Raw genomic sequence first — 17,701 nt, 5'->3', positions numbered from 1 at the left:
CAACGGTATCGGGATCGTTGCTAAATTGTACAGATACGGGAAAGGGATAGTTGATGTTCAACGCTCTACCCTATCAAGCGTTCCCGCCGGGAACCATTGTCCGGCGAGCGGCTTTCTATATGGGTCTGGCGCGCCTCCTTCCCGGCGTCGGGACGTCATTTGCATTTTCAATGGCGGCATCACCGTGAACAAAACCCTCCGGCCTGTCGAGAGCGCCCATGGCACTTTTCATATCACCGATGTCTACCCGTCGGTCGATGGCGGCCGCTTTCCGATCAAGCGCATCGCGGGCGAACCTGTCGAGGTGTGGGCCGACATCTACCGTGACGGACATGACGTGATATCAGCGGCATTGGTGTGGCGGCACGTCGGCGACGACGCGTGGCAGACCGCGCCGATGACGCCGCACAGCGACGACCGCTGGGGCGGCAGCTTCGTGCCCGACCGGCCGGGCCGCTACAGTTTCGCGATCGAGGCCTGGACCGACGAATTCGCCAGCTGGCGGCATCGCTTCGAGCAGAAGCAGCGCGACGGCTGTGACCACACGCTGGATGCAGTCGAAGGCGCGGGCATGCTGACGCAGGCGCAGGCCGGGGGACCTGCCGCAGCCGCCGTCATCATCAGGCAGTGTGAGATCTTTCTGCAGACCGGCGAGCCGGGCGCGCTGCTCGCACCGGAATTGCGCGATGCGATGGCCGGCAGCCAGTTCCGCCGCGACCTGATGCGATCGCAGCTCTATCCGCTCACCGCGGACCGGCCGCGGGCGCGCAGCGGCGCATGGTATCAGATGTTTGCGCGCAGCCAGGGCAAGACGCCGGGCGTGCATGCGACCTTCGGCGATTGCATCGCGCGGCTGCCCGACATTGCCGCGATGGGCTTTGACGTCGTGCTGCTGGCGCCAATCCACCCGATCGGACAGACGCACCGCAAGGGCCGCAACAATGCCGCCATTGCGCAGCCGGGCGATCCCGGCAGCCCCTATGCGGTCGGTTCGGCCGAAGGCGGCCACGACGCCGTACACCCCGAGCTCGGCGCGTTGGACGACTTCCGCGCTTTCGTTGCGGCATGCCAGTCGCACGGCCTCGAGGTCGCGCTCGATTTCGCCGTGCAATGCTCCCCCGATCATCCCTGGCTGACCGAGCATCCGGACTGGTTCAAGCGGCGTCCGGACGGATCGATGCGCACGGCCGAACATCCGCCGCAGCACTGGGACGATGTCGTCAATCCGGATTTCGGATCCGAGGATGCCACAGCGCTGTGGCGCGCGCTGCGCGATGTCGTGCTGTTCTGGGTCGAACAGGGCGTCAAGATCTTCCGGGTCGACAACCCGCACACCAAGCCGCTGGCATTCTGGGCATGGCTGATCCGCGAGGTGCAGGACCGCGATGCGGATGTGCTCTTTCTTTCCGAAGCCTTCGCGCGGCCGAAACTGATGAAGGGTCTCGCCAAGCTCGGCTTCACGCAGTCCTACACTTACTTCACCTGGCGCACCCAGCGCGTCGAGCTCGAACAGTATCTCGGCGAGTTGACCTCGTATCCCGAGCGTGACTTCTTTCGGCCGAATTTCTTCGTCAACACACCCGACATCCTGCCCTTCCACCTGCAAAGCGGCGAGTCCTGGATGTTCAAGTCGCGTCTCGCGCTGGCCGCGACGCTTTCAAGCAGCTACGGTATCCATAGCGGCTTTGAATTGCTCGAGCACACGCCGGTCCCCGGCCGCGAGGAATATCTCAACTCCGAGAAATACGAGATCAGGGTTCGCGACTGGGATCAGGTGGGGAACATCAAGCCCTATGTCGCGGCCCTCAACCGAATCCGGCGCGGCAATCCGGCCCTGCAACAATTCGCCAATATGCGCTTTATCAATGTCGATGACGGCGGCGTGATCGGCTTTGTCAAGGAGGCCGCCGATCAGGGCAATGTGATCGTGGCTGCGATTGCATTGTCATCAGAACCGCGTGAGGTCTGGCTTCCGCTCGGCGACGTCATGGTCGGCCGCGGCGAGGCCCGCCGTCCTGTCGCGGAACTGGAAGACCTTATCACCGGCGAGCGTCATGCGCTCGAATGGGGAGGCATCCGCCTGCATCTCGATCCTGCGCGCGATCCCGCGTTGCTGCTGCGCTGTATCGCCTGAAGGAGCTTTCATGAACGTATTCTCCTCCGTCGATGCCGAGGTGAAGGTCGCAACCGAGACCTCAGACCAGCTCTGGTACAAGGACGCGATCATCTACCAGCTGCACGTCAAGGCGTTTGCCGACAGCAACAATGACGGCATCGGCGACTTCGCGGGTCTGACGGAGAAGCTCGGCTATCTGCAGGAGCTCGGCGTCACCGCGCTGTGGCTGCTGCCGTTCTATCCCTCGCCGGGCCGCGACGACGGCTACGACATCGGCGACTATGGCGACATCAATCCCGATTTCGGGACGATGAAGGACTTCAAGCGCTTCATCCAGGAAGCCAAGAAGCGCGGCCTGCGCGTCATCACCGAGCTCGTCGTCAACCACACTTCGGACCAGCATGCCTGGTTCAAGCGCGCGCGCCGCAGCCCGCCGAATTCGAGCGCGCGCAGCTGGTATGTCTGGAGCGACACCGATCAGAAATACCTCGATACGAGGATCATCTTCACCGATACCGAGAAGTCGAACTGGACCTGGGATCCGGAGGCCGGCCAGTTCTACTGGCACCGCTTCTTCTCGCACCAGCCGGACCTGAACTTCGACAATCCGCGCGTGGTGCGCGCCATCGTGCAGGTGATGAAGCGCTGGCTCGACACCGGCGTCGACGGCTTCCGGCTCGACGCCATTCCCTATCTGTGCGAGCGCGACGGCACCAACAACGAAAACCTGCCGGAGACGCATGCCATCATCAAGCGGCTGCGCCAGGAACTCGACGCCTATGCCAAGGGCAAGATCCTGTTGGCCGAAGCCAATCAATGGCCGGAGGACGTGCAGGAGTATTTCGGCCATGGCGACGAATGCCACATGGCTTATCACTTCCCGCTGATGCCGCGGATCTATATGGCGATCGCGCAGGAAGACCGCTTTCCGATCACCGACATCCTCAGGCAAACGCCCGACATCCCGTCGGCGTGCCAGTGGGCGCTGTTCCTGCGCAATCACGACGAACTGACGCTGGAAATGGTCACCGACGTCGAGCGCGACTATCTGTGGTCGACCTATGCCAACGACCCGCGCGCCCGCATCAATGTCGGCATCCGCCGTCGCCTCGCGCCGCTGATGGACAATGACCGGCGCAAGATCGAGCTGATGAACTCGCTCTTGCTGTCGTTCCCCGGCACGCCGATCATCTACTACGGCGACGAGATCGGCATGGGCGACAACATCTATCTCGGCGACCGCAACGGCGTGCGGACGCCGATGCAATGGTCGCCGGACCGCAATGGCGGTTTCTCACGTGCCGATCCCGCGCGGCTCTACGCGCCGATGATCATGGACCCGGTCTACGGCTATGAGGCCGTCAATGTCGAGGCGCAGTCGCGCAGCCTGTCCTCGCTGCTGTCGGCGACCAAGCGGCTGATCGCGGTGCGCAAGTCGACGCTCGCATTCGGGCGCGGCACCATGACCTTCATCCGCCCCGAGAACCGCTCGGTGCTCGCCTATGTGCGCCAGTACCAGGGCGAGGTGATCCTGTGCGTCGCCAATCTGTCGCGCTCCGCGCAGGCTACCGAGCTCGACCTCTCCGCCTTCAAGGACCGCATCCCGCTCGAGATGCTCGGGCGCACGCGCTTCCCGGCGATCGGCGAGCTGCCCTACATGATCACGCTAGCCCCTTACGGCTTCTACTGGTTCCAGTTGCAGGAGCGCGACAAGTCCGAGCCGGTGACGCCGCGCGCCGTGCCGGAATTCGAGACGCTGGTGGTGCCGCTCAATTCGACCTGGACCTCGCTGGCGCGCGAGCGCGGCGTGTTCGAGCACGACGTGCTGCCCGGCCATCTCGCTCGTACGCGCTGGTATCCGGAGCATTCCGCCAAAGCGATCCAGCCGACGCTGGTGTCGGCGATCCCGTTCTGCGACGTCGGCGACAACAGGCCCTGGCTGATCGTCTTCGAGACCACGCAGCGCGGCACCACCAGCCGCTACGTGTTGCCGATGCAGATCGAGTGGGTGCGCTTCGATCGCGAACGCTACAATCCGCGTGCTTTCGCCGCCGTGCGCCAGGGCGCGCGCGAGGGCACGCTGCTCGATGTCGCTACCGACCAGATCTTCACCGGCCTGTTCCTGCGAAACTTGCGGGAAAACCTCACGGTCGATGAAGGCGAGCAGGGCTTGAAGCTCGAATTCCGGCCGACCAGCCGCTTCTCGGACCGGCCGGTGCGGCAGCCCGAGCGCATCCGTGTGTTCGAGAACGATCAGCCGCATTCGACCGCGCTGGTCGACAACGAATATGTCACCAAGATCTACCGGAAGCTCGAGGTCGGCATCAATCCGGAGATCGAGATGGGCCGCTTCCTTACCGAAGTGGTCGCCTTTCCGAACACGCCGGCCTTGCTCGGCACCTCTGAGTTGGTCGAAGGCGACAAGCGCAGCGCGGTCGCCGTGCTGCATGCGATGGTGGTCAACCAGGGCGACCTCTGGACCGTCGCAGCCTCGCATCTCGACCGCCTCATCGAGCGACAGCGCCTGCTGGCGGCGAGCGAACGTCCGGAGGAGAATGGCGATCATGCGACCTGGCTGCGCCACATGTCGCATAGCGGCAAGCGTCTCGCCGAGCTGCACATGGCGCTCGCCAGCAATCGCGACCTGCCGGACTTCGCGCCCGAGCCGACCAGGCCCGAGGACCTGCAGCGCTGGACCGATGAGATCATGGCGCGTGCCGAGCGCGTGTTCGACACGCTGAAGCAACGCCGCGGCTCCCTCAAGGAGCCCGAGCGGCTGCTGGCCGATCAGTTGCAGGCCCAGCACGACATGCTGCCGGAACGGCTCAAGGCGCTGCTGCCGCGCGAGACCGACGGCTTCAACATCCGCCATCACGGCGACCTGCATCTCGGCCAGCTCCTGGTCGCCAAGGACGACATTTTCATCATCGATTTCGACGGCGGACCCGGCCGCACCATCGCCGAGCGGCGGCGCAAGGCGCCGGCGGCCCGCGATGTCGCCGGCCTGATCCGTTCGATCGACTATGCCGCGACCGCGGCGCTGGAACGCGCGCTCAGGGTCGCGCCCGACGAGAGCGGCAGGCTGAGCCTGGCTCTCGCGGAATGGCGCGACCAGGCCGTGGAGGTGTTTTTGACCGCCTATCGCGAGACCATGGCCGGACAGCGCCTGTGGCCGGCAGACGCCAGGGAGGCCGACCGCCTGCTCAACTTTTTCCTGCTTGAGAAAGCCTTCTACGAGATCGAGTATGAGCTGGCCAACCGGCCGGATTGGCTACGGGTGCCGCTGACCGGCCTGTTAAGGATTTTGGCGCAACAGCCACATGAGGGTGCATGACCAAACTGCCCGCCGAGGCCTATGCCATCATCGAGGGCCGTCACTCCGACCCCTTCCACTATCTCGGGCTCCACGCCGAGGGGGATCGCAACGTCGTGCGCGCCTTCCTGCCCGATGCCACCAATGTCGAGGCGATCGGCGAGCATGGCGAGACGGCACCGCTGGCGCGAATCCACGATGCCGGCCTGTTCGCGGGTCCCCTGCCGAACGGCTCGACGCGCTATCAGCTCCGCGCCCGCTTCGGCGACAACGTCGTCGAGCTGGAGGATGCCTACCGCTTTCCGCCGATCCTGAGCGATTTCGATCTCTATCTGCTTGGCGAGGGCACGCATCAGCGCCTCTACGACACGCTCGGTGCCCATCCGATGACGCTCGACGGCGTCGATGGCATCGGCTTCGTGGTGCTGGCGCCGAATGCGCGGCGGGTCAGCGTGGTCGGCGACTTCAATTTCTGGGACGGCCGCCGCCATCCGATGCGGGTGCGCGGGCCGGGCTATTGGGAGCTGTTCATCCCGCGCGCACGCGTCGGCGACCACTACAAGTTCGAGATCATCGGGCGCAACGGCCAGCATCAGCCGCTGAAGTCCGATCCGCTGGCGTTCGCCGCCGAGGTGCGCCCGAAGACCGCCTCGATCGTGATCGACGAGCGCAAGATCCCGCATCCGCGCCCGGCGCCGGATCGCGTCAACGCCCTGAGCTCGCCGATGTCGATCTACGAGGTTCATCTCGGTTCGTGGCGCCGCAAGGGCCGCAATGATTGGCTGACCTATCGCGAGATGGCGGAGCAACTGCCGGCCTATGCCAGCGACATGGGATTCACCCATATCGAATTTTTGCCGATCACCGAGCATCCATTCGACGGCTCCTGGGGCTATCAGCCGACCGGCATGTTCGCGCCGACCAGCCGGTTCGGCTCGCCCGACGATTTCGCCGCGCTGATCGACGCCTGCCACCGCGCAGGAGTTGCCGTGCTGCTCGACTGGGTCCCCGGGCATTTCCCCGACGATCCTCATGGCCTCGGCAATTTCGACGGCACCGCGCTCTATGAGCACGCCAATCCGTTGCAGGGCCGTCACCTCGACTGGGGCACGCTGATCTACAATTACGGGCGCACCGAGGTCACCAACTTCCTGGTGTCGAACGCGCTGTTCTGGCTCGATCGCTACGGCATCGATGGGCTGCGCGTCGATGCCGTCGCCTCGATGCTCTATCTCGACTACAGTCGTCCCGCCGGTGGCTGGATCCCTAACAAATATGGCGGCCGCGAGAATATCGAGGCGATCGATTTCCTGCGCCGCTTCAACACCGAGCTGTTCGCACATTTTCCGCAGGCGACGACGGCGGCGGAAGAGTCCACGGCGTGGCCGCAGGTGTCGCGCCCGGTCGAATATGGCGGGCTCGGCTTCGGCTACAAGTGGAATATGGGCTGGATGCACGACACGCTGAAATATATCGGCAAGGATCCCATCCACCGCAAATTCCATCACGGCGACATCCTGTTCGGCCTGCACTACGCCTTCTCGGAGAACTTCATCCTGCCGCTGTCCCACGACGAGGTCGTGCACGGCAAGCGCTCGATCCTCGGCCGCATGCCCGGCGACGACTGGCAGCGCTTTGCCAATCTGCGCGCCTATTACAGCTTCATGTTCGGCCACCCCGGCAAGAAGCTGATGTTCATGGGCTGCGAGTTCGGCCAGGAGCGCGAGTGGGATCACGACCATTCGATCGATTGGCATTTGCTGCAACAGCCGAGGCACAGCGGCATCCAGAACCTGGTCCGCGATCTCAATCGGCTCTACCGCGCGCTGCCGGCGCTGCACGAGCTCGACTGCGACCAGGCCGGATTCGAATGGGTGATCACCGACGACGCCAACAACAATGTGTTCGCCTGGATCCGCAAGGGCAATGACGCGCGCGCCCGCTGCCTCGTAGTCCTGAATTTCTCGCCCAACGTCTATCGTGACTATCGCGTCCGGGTGCCGTTCGCCGGCAAGTGGCACGAGGTGTTCAACTCGGATTCCTCCCATTACGGCGGCACCAATGTCGGTAATGTCGGCGAGGTCCGCGCCTCCGAGGGCGCCACGCCGGAGCTCAGCCTCACCATTCCGCCGCTGGCAGCGATCTTCCTCGTACCGGAAAGCTGATTCATGCGACTGACTGGAGGAACGTCCGCACGGCTCGGTGCAAGCTGGGACGGCAGGGGCACCAATTTTGCGCTGTTCTCGGCGAACGCGGAGAAGGTGGAGCTGTGCCTGTTCGACGGCCAGGGTCGCCGCGAGCTCGAGCGGATCGAGATGCCGGAGCGCACCGAGGACGTCTGGCACTGCTACCTCAACGACGTCTCGCCGGGCCAGCTTTACGGCTACCGCGTCTACGGGCCCTATGCGCCGGAGCGCGGCCACCGTTTCAACGCCAACAAGCTGCTGCTCGACCCCTATGCCAAGCGGCTGGCCGGCCGGCTGGTATGGAGCGATGCGCATTTCGCCTACCGCACCGGCAGCGCACGCGAGGATCTCTCGTTCGACCGGCGCGACAATGCCCGCGGCATGCCGAAGGCGGTCGTGGTCGACGAGACCTTCAACTGGGGTCGCCGCGAGATCCGGCCGCACATTCCCTGGGAAGACACCATCATCTACGAGGCGCACGTCAAAGGCCTGACGCAGAAGCGCGAGGATGTGCCGCCGAACCTGCGCGGCACCTATGGCGGGCTGTCGTCGCCGGCGATGATCGACCACCTGAAGCGGCTTGGCGTCACCACCATCGAGCTGTTGCCGATCCATGGGCTGATCGACGACCGTGTCCTGGTCGAGAAGAAGCTTTCGAATTACTGGGGTTACAACACCATCGCCTTCTTCGCACCCGAGGCACGCTACGCCCAGGACAATGCGCTGGACTCGTTTCGTACAACAGTCGCGCGACTGCACGATGCCGGCATCGAGGTGCTGCTCGACGTCGTCTACAACCACACCGCCGAGGGCAACCATATGGGCCCGACGCTGTGCTTCCGCGGCATCGACAATGCCTCGTATTACTGGCTGAACCGCGAGAACCCGCGCTTCTACGACGACTTCACCGGCTGCGGCAGCTCGGTCAATCTCACCCATCCGCGCGTGCTGCAGATGGTGATGGATTCGCTGCGCTATTGGGTCGAGGTCTGCCATGTCGACGGCTTCCGCTTCGATCTCGCCACCACCTTGGCGCGCGGACCGAACGGGTTCGATCGCAACCATCCCTTCCTCACCGCAATACGCCAGGACCCGGTACTGGCGACCGCAAAGATGGTCGCTGAACCCTGGGACCTCGGTCTCGGCGGCTATCAGGTCGGCGCGTTTCCGTCGCAATGGTCGGAGTGGAATGACCGCTATCGCAGCGCGATGCGGCGCTACTGGAGCGGCGAAGGCAGCCTGATCGGCGACATCTCGGGCCGCATGACCGCCTCGTCGGATCTGTTTCACCACGACAATCGCGCGACCCGGGCCAGCGTCAACCACATCACGGTGCATGACGGCTTCACGCTCGCCGATCTCTTCAGCTACAACGAGAAGCACAATGAGGCCAATGGCGAGGACAATCGCGACGGCTCCAACGACAACCACAGCAACAATTGCGGCCACGAAGGCCCGACCGACGATCCCGCGATCATCGCGCTGCGTCGCCAACTCAGGAAGAATGCGCTGGCCTGCCTGCTGCTCGCCCAGGGCACACCGCTGATCCTCGCGGGCGACGAGGTCGCCAACACGCAAGGAGGCAACAACAACGCCTATTGCCAGGACAACGAGACCGGCTGGATCGGCTGGGACAATCTCGGCACGGACGACGACGCCATCGATTTCATCGGCCACCTCAGCGCGCTGCGCCAGCGCTTCGGCCAGATCCGCTGCCAGAGCTGGCTCGACGGCCGCCGCACCGACGGCAGCTATGGCGTGCTGTGGCTGACTCCATCAGCGGAGGAGATGAAGGAGTCCGACTGGAAATTCCCCGAAAGCCGGTTCCTCGCCTATGTGCTGGGGCCGATGGAACAAGGACAGGCGCCGATCTTTATCGTGCTGAATGCCGCGCCGCAGGAGATCGTGTTCAGGATACCGAGGATGGCGGAATACAAGAGCTGGCAGCAGGTCCTGAACACCACCAAGGCGGAGCAGACCGGCGACCAATTCGCATCCGGCACCGACACCACGGCACCGCCGCGCTCAGTGCTGGCATTTGCGGGCTCGGCATGAGCAGGCAGCATTTCGGCGCTGAGCTGACACCCGACGGCGCGCGCTTCCGGTTGTGGGCGCCGGCAGCCAGGCGCGTCGACCTCCTGCTCGACAAACCGCATGCACTCACGCGCGATACAGCGGGCTGGTACGTTGCCGAGATTCCGGGCGCACGGGCGAGCACCCGTTATAAATTCCGCATCGATGACGAAGTCGATGTGCCCGATCCCGCCTCCGCATTCCAGCCGGACGACGTGTTCGGCCCGAGCGAGGTGATCGATCACACAGCCTTCAAATGGCGCGCGACCGAGTGGCGCGGACGCCGCTGGCACGAGGCCGTCGTCCTCGAGGCTCACGTCGGCACCTTCACGCCGGAGGGCACCTATCGCGCGATGATCGACAAGCTCGATCACCTCGTCGCAGCCGGCATCACCGCGCTCGAACTGATGCCGCTGGCGGATTTCGCTGGGCGCCACAACTGGGGCTATGACGGCGTGCTGTGGTACGCGCCCGACAGTGCCTATGGCAGGCCCGAAGACCTCAAGACCCTGATCGACGAGGCGCATCTGCGCGGGCTGATGGTGATGCTCGACGTGGTCTACAACCATTTCGGGCCCGAGGGGAATTATCTCGGCCGCTACGCGCCCACCTTCTTCAGCGATGCGCATACGCCATGGGGCAGCGCGATTGATTATCGCGTACCCGAGGTGCGCGCCTTCGCGATCGGCAGCGTCGTGAGCTGGCTCCGCGACTACCGCTTCGATGGGCTGCGCTTCGATGCCGTCAACACCATCGTCGAAGCCGGCGAAATCTCCATCCTGCATGACTTCAGCCGGGCCGCCGGCCAGCTCGCCATGGAGACAGGCCGGCAGATCAACCTCGTGCTGGAGAACGGCGACAACATTGCGAGCCTGCTTGACGCCGCCGAGGACCCGCCGGACGGCAGATTCCGCGGCCAGTGGAACGACGATTATCATCACGCCTGGCATGTGCTGCTGACTGGCGAAAAGCAGGGCTACTATGGTGATTACCGCTCGCCGAAGCAGGACCTCGCACGCGCGCTGTCGTCCGGCTACATCTATCAAGGTGAGGTCTCGGAGTTCTGGGGCGGCAAGGCGCGCGGCGAGCCGAGCGGCGCGCTGTCACCGACCTGCTTCATCAACTTCCTGCAGAACCACGACCAGATCGGCAACCGGCCGCTCGGCGATCGGCTCGAAAGCCTCGCAAAGCCTGCGGCGATCGAAGCCGCGCTGGCGGTGACGTTGATCGCACCTAACACGCCGATGCTGTTCATGGGCGAGGAATGGGGCGCGACGACGCCGTTCCCGTTCTTCTGCGATTTCAAGGGCGACCTCGCTAACGCCGTCCGCGCCGGCCGGCGCAGGGAATTTGCCTGGGCCTATGCCAAATATGGCGACGACATTCCCGACCCGCTTGCCGAGGAGACGGTGCGGTCGGCCGTGCTCGACTGGGCAGCACTCGGCCACGATCCCGCCCGCACACGGCTTGCGCTGGTGCGTGACCTGCTTGCCATACGCAGGCGCGAGATCACGCCGCACCTCCCAGGGGCGCGCTTCGGCGGCGACCGCGTGACGGGCGATCTCTTGACTGCGCATTGGCAGATGGGCGGCGGCCGCACGCTGTGGCTCACGGCCAATCTCTCCGATCGAGAGATCACCGGCACACGGGAGCCGAAGGGAACTGCGATATGGGGCGGCGCGTTGTCGAACGACCTCCCCGGCTGGGCGGTGCGCTGGCACATCGGATAGCACAATGCCTCCGGCGATCCCGATCGCGACATACCGACTGCAACTCACCGCCGATTTCGACTTCGATGCCGCCGCCGCCGTGGCGCCGTATCTGAAGGCGCTCGGCATCAGCCATGTCTATGCCTCGCCGTTCATGAAGGCGCGCCAAGGCTCGACCCATGGCTACGACGTCGTCGACCACACCAAGTTCAATCCGGAGCTCGGCGGCGAAGAAGGCTTCGCGCGGCTCAGCGATGCGCTGAAGCAGAACGACCTCGGGCTGATCCTGGATTTCGTGCCGAACCATGTCGGCGTGCACTTTGCCGACAATCCGTGGTGGCTCGACGTGCTGGAATGGGGCCCGGTGTCGCCGCACGCGGTCTCCTTCGACATCGATTGGGACCAATTGCCCTATCGCGCCCGCGGCGGCGTGCTGCTGCCGATCCTCGGCTCGTCCTATGGCCAGGCGCTGGAGCGCGGCGACATCGAACTGCGCTACGATGCGAACGAAGGCAGCTTCTCGGCCTGGTATTTCGAGCACCGTCTGCCGATCGCACCGGAGCGCTATGGCGAGGTGCTGCGGACCATCGTCCGCGAGGCCGCGGCCGAAGACGGCGCAGCCGGACGCGCCATACTCGGACTCGCCGCGCGATACCGCGGGCTGCGTCATCCGAACCGCGTCGAGGCCCCGACGCTGAAGGCGGCGATCAAGGCGATCGATGATAGCACCGCGATCATCGCGCGCGGGCTCGATGCCTATCGCGCCGGCGAGGATCGCCCGACCCAGACGCTGGCGCTACACCACCTGCTGGAGCGCCAGCACTACAAGCTCGGCCACTGGCGGCTTGCCTCCAGCGACATCAACTATCGCCGCTTTTTCGACGTCAACACGCTGGCCGGCCTCAGGGTCGAGGACGCCGCCACCTTCGAAGCGAGCCACAGCCTCGTGAAGCGGCTGATCGCGGAGGACCGGCTGCAAGGCCTGCGGCTCGACCATATCGACGGCCTGCGCGATCCCGCGCAGTATTTCCAGCGGCTGCGTCGCCTGATCCGCTCCGCGCAGGGCGCCAAGGCAAAGCCGTTCTACATGGTGATCGAGAAGATCCTCGGCGAGGACGAGAAGCTGACGAAGTTTGCCGGCGTCCATGGCACCACCGGCTATGAATGGATGAACACGATCAGCCAGGTGCTGGTCGACGGCAGCGGCCTTGATCCGCTCAACGAGGTCTGGCGCCAGATCAGCAACCAGTCGCCAAACCTGACGCCGGTGCTGCGCGCGGCCAAACGCCGCGTGCTGGAGACGCTGCTGACCAGCGAATTCACTGTGCTGGCGCGGCTCGTCGCGCGCATCGCCAGCGGGCATTATTCGACCCGCGACTTCTCCGCCGACAGCCTGCGGCAGGCGCTCGAGCTTTATGTGCTGCACTTCCCGGTCTATCGCACCTATCTCACCGGCTCCGGCCCGACTGCGCATGACCGTGCGCTGATCAGCGAGACCACCGAGCGCGCTCGCACCGACTGGTTCGCGGCGGACGAAGGCATTTTCGACTTCCTGCGCGATGCCCTGACGATGGACCTGCTGAAGCCCGGCCGCCCCCCGCACAGCGGGCCGCGGGTGCGGCGCTTCGCGCTGAAGGTGCAGCAATTCACCGGGCCGATGATGGCGAAATCGCTGGAGGACACGACGTTCTATCGCTATCACCGCCTGCTGGCGCTGAACGAGGTCGGCGGCGACCCGGCGGCGCGTGCGATCGCGCCTGAGAATTTCCACGCCATGATGCAGGCCCGCGCCCGCGAATGGCCGCACGGCATGACCTCGACCGCGACCCACGACACCAAGCGCGGCGAGGATGCCCGCGCCCGTATCATGGCGCTGGCGGAAATCCCGGGCGAATGGACCAGCGCGGTGGCGCGCTGGAAGGTGCTGAACGCGCCGCATCTGGTGCTCGACGGCGAGATGCGCGCACCGTCGGCGACGTTCGAATACATGCTGTATCAGGCCCTGCTCGGGGTCTGGGACCCGGATGACCCAGCGCTGGTCGCGCGCATCCAGGCCTATGCGCTGAAGGCGGCGCGCGAGGGCAAGCAGGAAACCAGCTGGCTCAATCCGCACGAGCCTTACGAGGCCGGCGTGAAAACCTTCATTGAGCGGATCCTCGATCGCAATACATCGCCCGAATTCCTCGATGCGCTGAATACGCTAGCCGAGCGCACCGCGCTGATCGGCGCATTGAATTCGCTCAGCCAGATCACGCTGAAGGCAACCATGCCGGGCGTGCCGGACTTTTACCAAGGCACCGAAAGCTGGGATCTCTCGCTGGTCGACCCCGACAATCGCCGTCCTGTCGATTTTGCCGCGCGCGCGGAAGCGCTTGCAACGCTGGAGACGCCGGATTGGGACGCGCTGGCACAGAGCCGGCGCGACGGCCGGCTCAAATTCGCATGGACGCGACATCTGCTGCGGCTGCGCAGCGAGCTACGCGAGGTCTTCGCCAGCGGCAGCTACGAACCGCTCACCGTCAGCGGGCCGCACCACGATCATGTCATCGCCTTCGCACGACGCTATGGCCGCGAGGCAGTCATCGTCGCGGTGACGAAATCATTCACGCCGTTCACGCAGGGCGGTCGCAGCTGGCCGCCACCTGAGGCCTTTGAAGGCGAGCTCGACCTGGTTGGATACGCCCTCCCCAGCGGCGATAACAAAATTCGGCTCTCGACACTGTTCGCCAGTCTGCCGGTCGCTGTGCTGAAGGCCAAGGTTGCGGCAGCAGCGAGGCAAGCCTCAAAGCGCGCGCGCTCCCACAGCTGACAGCGCGCGTCAGCGCTTGGTCAGCAGCAGCTGTCCGCTCTTCTGAATGGCGGCCTGCGCGACCTCGGCGAAGCGCTGCAGCAGCCACGGCAGCGTCACCTCCACGCGCACGACGGCATCCTCGACATCGACATGCCCGGCCGCGACCTGCCCCATCGCGCGGACACGAAAGTTCATGCGGTTATTCTCCCAGCGCTCCTCGTCGACACTCAGCACCGGCACGTTCGCGGCTGCGCGCGACAGGCCCGTCTTCAAGCGGCGGATGGCCTCGTCACGGCCAAGGCTGTGGGGAATCGAGACGATCAGCGGAGCCGACATCGGGGTGTACTCCTCCAAGGATTCCGTTCATGTAGTTCTGTTCCAACCCAAACGGAAGACCACACAGCTTTATCGCACCGCCCAACCCGGAACCTTCATCATGACGGGTTGTTTCCTCTCCCGAAGGGCAGAGATCAACAGGCCCGCCGGGCTGAGGAGAGTTGAGATGTCAATTGGAACGATCATCCTTATTATTCTGGTCATTGCGCTGCTTGGTGGCTTCAGCGGCATCGGCGGCGGGCCGTTCTACGGCACCGGCTATTATGGCGGCGGCGGTCTCGGCCTCGTGATCGTGATCCTGCTCATCCTGCTGTTGCTCGGACGCCTCTAGCGCCGGGAACGTTGCGTACTATCCGCATCAACAACTGTCATCACCCGCGAAAGCGAACGCGGGTGATCCAGTATTCCAGAGGCGTCGACGATTGAACCGATGGGCCGCGGCGTACTGGATACCCCGCTTTCGCGGAGTATGACGACGTGAGTCAACGGCACCAGCCCGCCCAATGACGGCTACAATGCCGCGAGCTTCTTCATCGCCGGCTTGATCGACGAGGCCGCGTCCTCATAGCCGTCCCAGGCCTTGGTCTTCGCGAGCAGCGCCGGCACCGACCGCACCGTGTACTTCTTCGAATCGAGATCGCCGCGCACCTGGGTCCAGGTCAGCGGCATCGACACGGTGGCGCCCGGTCGCGCCCGCGGCGACAGCACCGCGACCGCGGTCGAGAGCCGGTCGTTGCGCAGATAGTCGAGGAAGATCTTTCCGGTGCGCTTGGCCTTCGACATGTTGATCAGGTAGCGTTCGGGGTCATCCTGCGCCATCCACTGGCAGATCGCTTGCGCGAACGCCTTGGCCTCCTTCCACGTCACCTTGTCCTTCGCGCCTGAGGAGAGCGGCGCCACGACGTGGAGACCCTTGCCGCCGGTGGTCTTGCAGAAGCTCTCGAGGCCGACCGCGGTGAGCCGCTGGCGCATGTCTTTGGCAGCGTCGATCACGTCGGAGAACGCGACATCGGGCGCGGGATCGAGATCGAACACCAGCCGGCTCGGCGTGTCGTAGGCATCGGGCGCACAATTCCAGGGATGCAGCTCAAGGCCGCCGAGCTGCGCGACCGCGGCGAGCCCCTCGACCTGATCAATCTGCAGATAGGGCTTGCGGTCGCCGGAGACCTTGGCGAGCTTCAGGAGCTTCGACGTGCCCGCCATCGCGTGGCGCTGGAAGAAAGTCTCGCCCTTGATGCCGTCAGGCGCGCGCACGATCGAGCACGGCCGGCCCTTAAGGTATCCGATCATCCATTCGCCGACCGCAGCGAAATAGTTGGCGAGATCGAGCTTGGTCACTGGCTCGGCATCGCCGGCATCCGGCCACAGCGCCTTGTCGGGATGGGAGATGACGACACCCATTACCTCGGCAGTCCCCTTTTTCGCCACGCCTCTTGCCATCGGCTTCACCACCTTGGTTACGACCGGCCGTTCGGCCTCGACCTCATGCGCCGGCTTGTCCTGGCGCAGGCCCTTGAACGCCGCCTGGCGGATATTCTGAGCATCAGTCCAGCCGGCGAACTCGATCTCGGCGACCAGTTCGGGCTTCAGCCAGTGCACGTCGCGGGTCTTCTTCGGCGCATTCTTGCCGCCGAACGGGCTGGTGTCCGATGCCGCCGCCTTCAGCGCCGGCATGATGCGGCGAACGGTGTCCTGGCCGAAGCCGGTGCCGACGATGCCGACAAAGGCCAGATGATCGCCGCGATAGACGCCCGCCATCAGCGAGCGGAATTTGCCGTTGGTATCCTTCCAGCCACCGATCACCACCTCATGGCCGGCGCGGATCTTGGCCTTGGTCCAGTCATCGGACCGGCCCGACCGATAGGCGCCGTCGAGCTTCTTGGAGACGATACCTTCCAGCCCGAGCTCGCGCGCCGAGTCCAGCACGGCGTCGCCACGCTGCTCGAAATGCTCGACATAACGGATCAGAGGGTTCTTGCCCTTGCGGGCAGCGAGCAGCGCCTTGAGCCGCGCCTTGCGCGCGGTGAGTGGCAGCGGGCGCAGATCCTCGTGGCCGGCAAACAGCAGGTCGAACGCGTAGAAGATCAACTGACCGGTCTTGCCGTCCGAGAGCGCCGCCTGCAACGTCGAAAAATGCGGGATGCCTTTCTCGTCGAGCGCGACGATCTCGCCATCTATCAGGGCATCCGGCAGCTTGCCGGCCTCCTTCACGATCGCGCCAAACTTGTCGGACCAGTCGAGCCCCTTGCGGGTCTTCAGCACGGCCTCACCGTCCTCGACGCGAAGCTGCACGCGATAGCCGTCGAACTTGATCTCGTGGCACCAGCCCGCGCCATTTGGCGGGCTCTCGACCGCGGCGCAGAGCTGCGGCGTGACGAAATCGGGCATCTCCGTCACCTGCTTCGACGTCGCCTTCGGTCGTTCCTTCAGCTTTGCTTTCGGCGCCGGCGCCTTGGTTTTGGCGCGCGCGTCCGCCGCCATGCCGTGACTGGATTGCCAGACCGCGTCCGCCTTGGCTTTGCCACTGCCCTTCGCCAGCATGAACGGCTTCGGCGCCCGACCCTTGCCGGCTGCGATCTGCTCCATCGAACGGCCGGAGGCAACCGAGCGGTCCTCGGCGAGGATTGCTTCGCCGTTGCCATCGACGGCATACTCATCTCGGTGCTTGATCAGCAGCCAGTTGGTACGTTTGCCGCCGGTGCGATCGTTCTTCATCCGCACCAGCACCCAGCTGCCGTGCAGCTTGTCGCCATGCAGCGTGAACTTCAGGTCGCCCTTCTTGAAGCCACGCTCGGGATCGTCAGATTCCCAGGTGCCGCGATCCCACAGCTGCACCGTGCCGCCGCCATACTGGCCTTCGGGAATGGTGCCTTCGAAATCGCCATAGTCGAGCGGATGATCCTCGACCTCGACCGCGAGCCGCTTGTCATGCGGATCGAGCGAGGGCCCGCGCGTCACCGCCCAGGACTTGAAGACGCCGTCGAACTCCAGCCTGAAATCATAATGCAGCCGCGTCGCATCATGCTTCTGGATCACGAAGCGCCGCTGCTTCGCTGGCGCGACCCTGACCTCGCCCGACGGCTCATTGGTCTTCTCGAAGTCGCGCTTCTTGCGATAGGTGGTGAGATTTCTCAGCGACACGTAAAGGCCTCGGGACAAACGGCGGCCGCCGCCCGT

The 17,701-nt window shown here is 64.7% G+C and carries 9 protein-coding genes; 7 read left to right on the top strand and 2 right to left on the bottom strand.

Features of this window, described 5'->3' with window-relative positions; genetic code table 11:
• The first annotated feature begins 184 nt into the window (after window positions 1–184).
• From FNJ47_RS01925 to treY, 6 genes are read left to right on the top strand one after another with little or no spacing between them, the layout of a single operon-like run.
• Complete coding sequence (locus FNJ47_RS01925) at window positions 185–2,134, top strand: maltotransferase domain-containing protein (protein ID WP_163149991.1); 1,950 nt, start codon at window positions 185–187, stop codon at window positions 2,132–2,134.
• 10 nt (window positions 2,135–2,144) lie between these two features.
• Entirely contained in the window at window positions 2,145–5,450 is a 3,306-nt protein-coding gene (gene treS / locus FNJ47_RS01920; protein WP_163149988.1) for a maltose alpha-D-glucosyltransferase, read from the top strand.
• Entirely contained in the window at window positions 5,447–7,594 is a 2,148-nt protein-coding gene (gene glgB / locus FNJ47_RS01915; protein ID WP_163149985.1) for a 1,4-alpha-glucan branching protein GlgB, read from the top strand. The genes treS and glgB overlap by 4 nt, the downstream gene beginning before the upstream one ends.
• A 3-nt stretch (window positions 7,595–7,597) precedes the next feature.
• A complete protein-coding gene (glgX, locus tag FNJ47_RS01910; protein WP_163149982.1) occupies window positions 7,598–9,670 on the top strand; it encodes a glycogen debranching protein GlgX in 2,073 nt (690 codons plus the stop codon).
• Window positions 9,667–11,418 carry a malto-oligosyltrehalose trehalohydrolase gene (gene treZ / locus FNJ47_RS01905; RefSeq protein WP_163149979.1) on the top strand — a complete coding sequence of 584 codons (1,752 nt, stop codon included), beginning with the start codon at window positions 9,667–9,669 and terminating at the stop codon, window positions 11,416–11,418. The genes glgX and treZ overlap by 4 nt, the downstream gene beginning before the upstream one ends.
• 4 nt (window positions 11,419–11,422) lie before the next feature.
• Window positions 11,423–14,206: a malto-oligosyltrehalose synthase gene (gene treY / locus FNJ47_RS01900; RefSeq protein ID WP_163149976.1), complete on the top strand. Its 2,784-nt coding sequence runs from the start codon at window positions 11,423–11,425 to the stop codon at window positions 14,204–14,206.
• A 9-nt stretch (window positions 14,207–14,215) separates the two neighbouring features.
• Here treY and FNJ47_RS01895 read toward each other — a convergent pair whose 3' ends face one another.
• Entirely contained in the window at window positions 14,216–14,524 is a 309-nt protein-coding gene (locus FNJ47_RS01895) for a polyhydroxyalkanoic acid system family protein (RefSeq protein WP_163149973.1), read from the bottom strand.
• Between the two features lie 166 nt (window positions 14,525–14,690).
• Here FNJ47_RS01895 and FNJ47_RS01890 point away from each other — a divergent pair, with 166 nt between their 5' ends.
• Complete coding sequence (locus FNJ47_RS01890; protein WP_021080901.1) at window positions 14,691–14,855, top strand: DUF3309 family protein; 165 nt, start codon at window positions 14,691–14,693, stop codon at window positions 14,853–14,855.
• A gap of 179 nt (window positions 14,856–15,034) precedes the next feature.
• On the opposite strand, the gene ligD is transcribed toward FNJ47_RS01890, so the two are convergent.
• On the bottom strand, window positions 15,035–17,665 hold the full coding sequence (ligD, locus tag FNJ47_RS01885) for a DNA ligase D (protein ID WP_163149969.1): 2,631 nt from the start codon (window positions 17,663–17,665) through the stop codon (window positions 15,035–15,037).
• Between the last annotated feature and the right edge of the window lie 36 nt (window positions 17,666–17,701).

The sequence above is a fragment of the Bradyrhizobium uaiense genome, from assembly GCF_010811875.1.
In the GTDB taxonomy this organism is placed as follows: domain Bacteria; phylum Pseudomonadota; class Alphaproteobacteria; order Rhizobiales; family Xanthobacteraceae; genus Bradyrhizobium; species Bradyrhizobium uaiense.
Note: the sequence above shows the minus strand (reverse complement) of the source record. Positions and strands in the feature narration are given on the sequence as shown.

Coding starts and splice junctions, on each gene's coding strand:
- treS (WP_163149988.1), top strand. CDS start 2,145: ATGAACGTATTCTCCTCCGTCGATGCCGAGGTGAAGGTCGCAACCGAG.
- glgB (WP_163149985.1), top strand. CDS start 5,447: ATGACCAAACTGCCCGCCGAGGCCTATGCCATCATCGAGGGCCGTCAC.
- glgX (WP_163149982.1), top strand. CDS start 7,598: ATGCGACTGACTGGAGGAACGTCCGCACGGCTCGGTGCAAGCTGGGAC.
- treZ (WP_163149979.1), top strand. CDS start 9,667: ATGAGCAGGCAGCATTTCGGCGCTGAGCTGACACCCGACGGCGCGCGC.
- treY (WP_163149976.1), top strand. CDS start 11,423: ATGCCTCCGGCGATCCCGATCGCGACATACCGACTGCAACTCACCGCC.
- FNJ47_RS01895 (WP_163149973.1), bottom strand. CDS start 14,524: ATGTCGGCTCCGCTGATCGTCTCGATTCCCCACAGCCTTGGCCGTGAC.
- FNJ47_RS01890 (WP_021080901.1), top strand. CDS start 14,691: ATGTCAATTGGAACGATCATCCTTATTATTCTGGTCATTGCGCTGCTT.